Source organism: Tenacibaculum sp. L6, from assembly GCF_028823685.1.
In the GTDB taxonomy this organism is placed as follows: Bacteria; Bacteroidota; Bacteroidia; order Flavobacteriales; family Flavobacteriaceae; genus Polaribacter.
Genome location: NZ_JAPEHZ010000086.1, coordinates 1 through 8,321, shown reverse-complemented (window position 1 = coordinate 8,321; position 8,321 = coordinate 1). Strand labels below are relative to the sequence as shown.

Below are 8,321 nucleotides of genomic sequence, written 5' to 3'. Positions count from 1 at the left end.
CGCTTAAGCGGGATTTTATATTTCTTAATACAGCACTCTAAATTTAATAGTGCCATCTACTTTTTTCAGTTTTGCAATTACTTCTTGGTTATACTCTTTATCAACATCAGTAATTACATACCCTACTTTTTCATCTGTAGACAGGTATTGACCTGTAATGTTCAATTCATATTTCGCTAATACTTTATTGATTTTCGCCATCACCCCAGGCACATTTTCATGAATATGTAAAAAACGGTGTGCATTTTTATGCTTAGGCAAACGAATATTTGGGAAATTAACCGCATCTACCGTGTTTCCTGAATTGATATATGCCATAATTTTATTCGGAACAAAATCAGCAATATCTTTTTGAGCTTCTTCTGTACTACCTCCCACGTGCGGAGTTAAAATCACGTTATCCAACCCTTTTAATTCAGTATAAAACTCACCATTTTTACTTGGCTCTTCAGGATACACATCTACAGCAGCCCCGGCAATTTTACCAGACTTCAATCCTTCTACTAAAGCTTCAATATCCACTACAAATCCACGAGAAAGATTTACCAAATGAGCACCATCTTTCATTTCAGCTAATTCTTCCTTGCCTATGTAGTTTTTATTTGCTGAATTATCATCAACATGTAAGGTAACTACATCTGAAATATTCAATAATTCTTTTAAAGTATTCAACTTTGTAGCGTTTCCTAAAGCTAATTTGTCTTCAACATCGTAATAGTATACATCCATTCCAAGCGCTTCAGCCAATACAGATAGTTGTTTACCAATATTCCCGTACCCTACAATTCCTAGCTTTTTACCACGAACTTCTCTCGACCCTTGAGCTGTTTTGTTCCACTCACCGTTGTGAATTTCAGTACTTCTTTGGAACACACTACGCATTAACATAATGATTTCTCCAATCGCTAATTCTACTACTGAACGTGTATTGCTATATGGTGCGTTAAAAACCACTACTCCGTTTTCTTTACATGCCTCCAAATCGATTTGCTTGGTTCCAATACAAAAAGCAGAAACCACCATTAGTTTTTCAGCAGCTTCAATCACTTTGCGAGTTACTTGTGTTTTAGAACGGATCCCTAACACATGAACGTCTTTTAATTTTTCAATCAATTCATCTTCCGACAAACTTCTTGACACAGTTTCTACAGAAAACCCATCGCCTGATAACTTTGTAAAAGCATCAGGATGTACGTTTTCTAATAATAAAATTTTGATTCTGTTCTTTGGGTATGATAAGTTTCTAGGCAATTTGTTAACGTATAAAAATTCATCTAAATTCGGTGTAATATGGTCGGCGTTGGCAATTGTCTTTTCTCTTGACACATTTTCGGTATATGCAAAAAAGGTATCTGCAACACCAGCTTCTTTGGTCACTGCATCGCTATAGCCATCCCCTATCACTTGTACTTCACCTTCTAAATTTAAGGATTTTAAACAATCTATTTTACCATTATGCTTAGATAATGGGTTTTGAGTATCAAATCCTACTATTACACCTGCTTTATCAAACTCAAATGTGTTTGCAAATACTCTTTCTGAGGGAATATTGTATGTAGCTACAATCGGATCGATAAACTCTTTAAATCCTGCGGAAATCACATAAATATCATTCGAGAAATTTTCAAAAAACTCTTTATTCCTTTCTATAGAAAGAGATACTTTTTGTTTTAACTCCTCAATTAACAAAGGTAAGTCTGCCTTTGTTGCTTTTAATAATTGAATACGCTTTTCTAAAGACTCCGTAAAAGAAATATCGCCATCAATCCCTTGATTGGTTATATGGACTATTTCTTGAACAATCTCTTCTTTTTTCGGATTTCCCGCCAGCGTGATTTCTGCCAAAACATCTAATGCTTCTACACGTGTTAACGTGCTATCGAAATCGAAAACGAAATTTCGTTTTGCTAAATTCATGTTACTTTATTGTGTTTTTGTTGTTGTGTTGTTAAGCCAACGAATGTACAAAGCTTTTCGTAAAAACTTCCATAACAAGCTAGTTAAGTTTCAATTTTTAAACTGATATTGCTTTTACTATTTCTTCAATTACATTTTAGCAACATTCAACACTAAAAAATTTCACTTTTAAAGTAAAAACAGAAAGAATAGCCATAAAATAGGAACTGCTTCTACCCAAAAAGAACTATAATATTTAGATTGATTTGTTTGTGCTCTCATCAATAGAAAAAGAAGCAGAAAAAACACTCCTAAAAAAGCTGTTCTAAAATGAGAATTAGGGCTTATCATAAATTCCAAGACCAAACATAAAAGCAACAAAACATACCCAAATTTTTTAGTATTTTCTACCCCTATCTTTTTAGGAATGGTCTGTAAAGAAATAGCATCATATTGTACATCGCGAATGTCAAAAGGAAGGATTAGTATCATCACCAATAAAAAACGCTGAATTAGCATTAAATACATTTCTGATGTAAAAGAAGACTCATTGGCATAAATTGGTAGTAAAACTGTGGTTCCTGCCCAAACTATGGCTACTACTATAATTTTTAAATATCCAATACTTCGTAAATTTTTCTGAAATCCGCTTAAAAAAGGAACCGCATATAAAAAAGTCAACAATCCGAAAGGCGCAAAAAAAAGTAAAATACTTAAAGGAAGTAACCATGCAAAATAACACATCAACAAGAAGCAAATCAATGAAAACACCTGAGTAACTTGTAAGTTTTTTGTTAAACTTCTGTGATGCAGCTTTGCTATTCCTGCATATTTCACAAAATTATATCCTGTAATAGTAGCAAAAAACACAAACCAGTCTAACAATTCATTATGCGGAATTTCAAAATAAATCTCCGTTATGCGAAGTAACGCATAAACTGCCAGTGCTACATGAATACTAGCATTGATATAAAAATCGATTACTGTTTTAAAAAACTTCACCTAACAAAAATAGCTTTTATGTTTATAACCCTTAGTGTTGGTTAATAAAATATCATTTTTTAACAAAAAAATATGTACGCACAAGTCAACCAATTTCACTATTTTTGAGCCACTTAAAACAACAACACAATAATGAACACAAATTCATTTCAATTAAGACATATTGGTCCTCGTGTTAAAGACCAAGACCAGATGCTTAAAACGATTGGCGTAGAGAGTTTAGACCAATTGATTTACGAGACTATTCCTGACGATATTCGTTTACAAAAAGAGTTAGATTTAGCTCCTGCAATGAGTGAATATGAATACTTAACTCACATTAACGAGTTGGGTGCAAAAAACAAAGTTTTTAAGAGTTATATCGGTTTAGGATATCACGAAGCAATTATACCAAGTGTAATTCAACGTAATATTTTAGAAAACCCAGGATGGTATACTGCCTACACGCCTTATCAAGCAGAAATTGCACAAGGACGTTTAGAGGCCTTGTTAAATTACCAAACAATGATTTGTGATTTAACAGGAATGGAGTTAGCCAACGCTTCATTATTAGATGAAGGAACAGCTGCTGCAGAAGCTATGGCTTTATTATTTGATGTTCGTGATAGAGCACAAAAGAAAGCTGATGTAAATAAATTCTTCGTTTCTGAAGAAATTTTACCACAAACTTTATCAGTATTACAAACACGCGCAATTCCTATCGGAATTGAATTAGTGGTTGGTAATCACCAAGAATTTGATTTCTCTGAAGAGTTTTTCGGAGCAATTGTACAATACCCAGGAAAACACGGTCAAGTTTATGACTATACTGACTTTGTTGCAAACTGTAATGCTAAAAACATTAAAGTAGCAGTTGCTGCTGATATTTTATCATTAGTAAAATTAAAAGCGCCTGCACAATTTGGTGCTGACGTGGTAGTTGGTACTACGCAACGTTTTGGTATTCCTTTAGGATATGGAGGTCCTCACGCAGGATTCTTTGCTACTAAAGAAGAATACAAACGTAGTATGCCTGGTCGTATTATTGGGGTTACTAAAGATGTTGACGGTGGTCGTGCATTGCGTATGGCTTTACAAACACGTGAGCAACACATTAAACGTGAAAAAGCAACTTCTAACATTTGTACTGCACAAGTATTGTTAGCTGTTATGGCTGGTATGTACGCAGTTTTCCACGGAAAAGAGGGATTACAATACATCGCTGATCGCGTACATACAAGTGCTACAACGTTAGCAAAAGCTTTAACCGATTTAGGTTTCAAACAACAAAATACTTCGTATTTCGATACTATTTTAGTAGAAGTTGAAACAGATAAATTACGTCCTGTAGCGGAAGCAAACGGAATCAACTTTAACTACATTGACGAAAACCACATTTCTATCTCTGTAAACGAAACTGTTGGTTTAAAAGAAATCAATGCTATTGTTGATTGTTTCGAGCAAGCATTCAATATCAAAGATATTTTAGTTACTGAATTTACTACAGCAGATGTTATTCCTGCGGATGTAAAAAGAGCAACTTCATTCTTAGATAACGAAGTATTCAACACGTATCAATCAGAAACTGAAATGATGCGTTATATTAAAAAATTAGAGCGTAAAGATTTAGCGTTAAATCACTCAATGATTTCTTTAGGGTCATGTACTATGAAACTAAACGCTGCTTCTGAAATGTTACCGTTAAGCAATCCACAATGGGGAAATATTCACCCATTCGTACCTTTAAATCAAGCTGAAGGATACCAAGTTATGCTAAATAATCTTGAAAACCAATTAAACGTGGTTACTGGATTTGCAGGTACTTCTTTACAACCTAACTCAGGTGCACAAGGAGAATTTGCTGGTTTAATGGTTATTAGAGCTTATCATGAAGCTAATGGAGATACTCACAGAAACATCTGTTTAATTCCTGCATCTGCTCACGGAACTAACCCTGCATCTGCTGTAATGGCAGGTATGAAGGTAGTAGTTACCAAAACGGATGAAAAAGGAAACATCGACGTAGAAGATTTACGTGCGAAAGCTGAAAAACACGCAGCTAATTTAGCGGCTTTAATGGTAACGTATCCATCTACTCACGGAGTTTACGAAAAAGCGATTAAAGAAATTACGCAAATTATCCACGATAACGGCGGACAAGTATATATGGATGGTGCCAACATGAACGCACAGGTAGGATTAACGAATCCTGCAACTATTGGTGCTGATGTTTGTCACTTAAACTTACACAAAACATTTGCGATTCCTCACGGTGGTGGTGGACCAGGTGTTGGGCCAATTTGTGTGGCGCCACAATTAGTTCCGTTTTTACCTACTAACCCTGTAGTTACTACTGGTGGTGATAACGCTATTACTGCTATTTCAGCTGCTCCTTGGGGTTCTGCTTTAGTATGTTTAATTTCTTACGGATACATCACGATGTTAGGTGCTGATGGATTGACTAATTCTACCAAGAACGCCATTTTAAACGCAAACTATATTAAAGAGCGTTTAAACGGACATTTTAGCACTTTATATACTGGTGAAATGAACCGCGCAGCTCACGAAATGATTTTAGATTGTCGTGATTTTAAACAAAACGGAATTGAAGTAACAGATATCGCAAAACGTTTAATGGACTACGGATTCCACGCGCCTACTGTATCGTTCCCTGTAGCTGGAACAATTATGGTGGAACCAACAGAATCTGAAAGTGTAGCAGAATTAGATCGTTTTTGTGATGCGTTAATCTCTATTAGAAAAGAAATTGCTGAAGCGAGTAAGGAAAACCCTAACAACCCGCTTAAAAACGCACCTCATACGCAAGAAATGTTAACTGCTGACGAATGGGATTTACCATATTCTCGTAAACAAGCAGCATTTCCTTTAGAGTATATTGCAGACAATAAGTTTTGGCCTTCTGTACGTCGTGTTGACGATGCATTTGGTGACCGTAACTTAATTTGTTCTTGTAATCCTATTGAAGATTATATGGAAGCAGAAGCTTAGAAATAACACTCATACAAATTCAAAAACCTCATCTTATCCGATGAGGTTTTTAAAAAATCTCAAGGATAAGAGTTACTCGCCTTGAAGAGATTTCTCCCTCTGGTCGAAATGACTACAAGTCTATTTCCTTTAACGCTTTGATGTTGTTACGCTCTAAAAACGCATCAATCGTTTCAAAGTGTTCGATGACACGTTGATCTTTAAATTCAAATACTTTTTGAGATAACCCTTGTAAGAAATCACGGTCGTGTGATACTAAAATCAACGTTCCATCGAAGTGTAATAAGGCTTCTTTGATAACTTCTTTTGATTTTAAATCTAAGTGGTTCGTAGGTTCATCTAAAATCAACACGTTTACAGGCTCTAACAACAATTTTACCATTGCCAAACGGGTTTTCTCTCCTCCAGAAAGTACTTTTACTTTCTTTTCTAAATCATCACCCGAGAACATAAAACGTCCTAATATATTTTTGATTTGCGTTCTAATGTCTCCTTCTGCAACCTCATCTACGGTTTGGAAAATTGTTAGTTCAGGATCTAACAACGATGCTTGATTTTGTGCAAAGTAGCCCACTTTGGCATTGTGCCCTAAACCACATGCTCCTTCAAAATCTATTTCTCCCATAATTGCTTTGATCATGGTTGATTTTCCTTCTCCGTTTCTTCCTACAAACGACACTTTTTCACCACGAGCTATTGAGAAACTTGCATCTTTAAACACGGTTAAATCATCATATTTCTTGGTCAATCCTTCCACTTTTACAGGATAATCTCCTGAACGTGGTGAAGGCGGAAAACGCAGTTTTAAGGCTGAAGTATCTACCTCATCAATTTCTACAGAAACCAATTTTTCCAACATACGCTCACGCGAAGCTACTTGGTTTGTTTTTGAATAAGTTCCTTTAAAACGCTCGATAAACGCTTTGGTATCGGCAATAAACTTTTGTTGTTCTTGGTAGGCTTTTAACTGATGTGCACGACGCTCTTTACGCAACTCTAAATAGTGTGAATAGTTCGCTTTGTAATCGTGAACAGTTCCCATCGTAACTTCAATAGTTCGGTTGGTAATGTTATCGATAAAGGCTTTATCGTGCGAAATTACCACTACCGCTTTGGCTTTGTTTAATAAGAAGTTTTCCAACCAAATTATCGACTCGATATCTACGTGATTGGTAGGCTCATCTAATAAAATTAAATCGGGTTTTTGTAGTAAGATTTTCGCCAACTCAATACGCATACGCCAACCTCCACTAAACTCAGAGGTTGCTCTCTCAAAATCTTCTTGCTTAAATCCTAACCCTTTTAAGGCTTTTTCTACTTCTGCTTCGTAGTTTACTTCCTCTAACGCGTAGTATTTTTCACCTAAATCCGATACACGTTCGATGATTTTCATATAATCATCCGATTCGTAATCGGTACGAGTTTCTAGTTGTTTGTTCAGATCTTCCATTTCGGCTTTCATCGCAAAAACCGATTCAAAAGCTTTAGAAGCCTCTTCTTTTACCGTGCAATTGTCTTCCATTAACAAGTGCTGAGGTAAATAAGCGATTACGGTATCTTTCGGACTGCGAACCCCTCCTTTGGTAGGATTAGAAACTCCCGCAATAATTTTCATCATGGTGGATTTTCCTGCGCCATTTTTACCCATTAAGGCTATTTTATCATTTTCGTTTATTACAAACGATACGTCGCTAAACAAGGTGTTACCACTAAACTCAACCGTTAATTGATCTACCGTAATCATACAAATAATTTTAAGCGGCGAAATTAGCAAAAACTGTGAATAAGTTTGTAAAAACTTTCACTTAGATAGTTTATTGATTTTGTTATATTTGAGAGAATAAAAAAATTGCTAAAACTTTAATATCCCACACTATTCTCCGGATAAAACAACTAAAGCATGGCATATAACGAGTTGGCAACAAGCTGAGTACAATAAATGCAAACAGAAAGGTTCAATAAATTAAGAAAAACAACTCTATCAAAAATATTTGAAAAGAAGAAGCTAACAGATGTCTGGAGAAAAATTGTGAAAAATCAGCTTAGAAGTCTTGATTTAAAAGATTTATACGACCATTACGATTTCAACTTCAACATCGAGGAAAGAGCATTAGCGATAAGGAATGAAATCCTAAATGGAACTTATAAAGTTTCTCAGCCTTTAATTTACCGAATAGAAAAGAAATTTGGTGTTTGCAGACATTTAGTAATACCACAACCGAGTGATGCTGTTGTTCTCCAAACGTTAGTGGAAAATATTGCAGATAAAATCCTCGCAAATCAACCATCTGAAAATGCTTTTTATTCGAGAGATAAACACAATATGTCATTTCCTCACGAGGTTAAGGAATATGGTCTTTCTTGGCGTCAACAATGGAAAAAGCTACAAAAGCAAATCTATCATTTTCAGGATGATAAAGAATTAATTGTAGTTA

Annotated in this window: 5 protein-coding genes; 2 read left to right on the top strand and 3 right to left on the bottom strand. The window is 35.3% G+C overall.

Translation table 11 applies throughout. From position 1 onward, the window contains the following. Positions 1-24 precede the first annotated feature (24 nt). Both serA and OU788_RS11375 read right to left on the bottom strand, forming a co-directional pair. On the bottom strand, positions 25-1,917 hold the full coding sequence (gene serA / locus OU788_RS11380; RefSeq protein WP_274635280.1) for a phosphoglycerate dehydrogenase: 1,893 nt from the start codon (positions 1,915-1,917) through the stop codon (positions 25-27). A gap of 168 nt (positions 1,918-2,085) precedes the next feature. Continuing rightward, positions 2,086-2,898, bottom strand: a complete 813-nt coding sequence (locus OU788_RS11375; protein WP_274635279.1) for a hypothetical protein — start codon at positions 2,896-2,898, stop codon at positions 2,086-2,088. 132 nt (positions 2,899-3,030) lie between these two features. Here OU788_RS11375 and gcvP point away from each other — a divergent pair, with 132 nt between their 5' ends. Then, positions 3,031-5,886, top strand: a complete 2,856-nt coding sequence (gene gcvP, locus OU788_RS11370; RefSeq protein WP_274635278.1) for an aminomethyl-transferring glycine dehydrogenase — start codon at positions 3,031-3,033, stop codon at positions 5,884-5,886. 112 nt (positions 5,887-5,998) lie between these two features. Here gcvP and OU788_RS11365 read toward each other — a convergent pair whose 3' ends face one another. Next, positions 5,999-7,630: an ABC-F family ATP-binding cassette domain-containing protein gene (locus OU788_RS11365; RefSeq protein ID WP_274635277.1), complete on the bottom strand. Its 1,632-nt coding sequence runs from the start codon at positions 7,628-7,630 to the stop codon at positions 5,999-6,001. A 195-nt stretch (positions 7,631-7,825) separates the two neighbouring features. Here OU788_RS11365 and OU788_RS11360 point away from each other — a divergent pair. Continuing rightward, on the top strand, positions 7,826-8,321 hold a 496-nt coding region (locus OU788_RS11360; protein WP_274635276.1), incomplete at its 3' end, for a hypothetical protein.

Coding starts and splice junctions, on each gene's coding strand:
- serA (WP_274635280.1), bottom strand. CDS start 1,917: ATGAATTTAGCAAAACGAAATTTCGTTTTCGATTTCGATAGCACGTTA.
- OU788_RS11365 (WP_274635277.1), bottom strand. CDS start 7,630: ATGATTACGGTAGATCAATTAACGGTTGAGTTTAGTGGTAACACCTTG.
- gcvP (WP_274635278.1), top strand. CDS start 3,031: ATGAACACAAATTCATTTCAATTAAGACATATTGGTCCTCGTGTTAAA.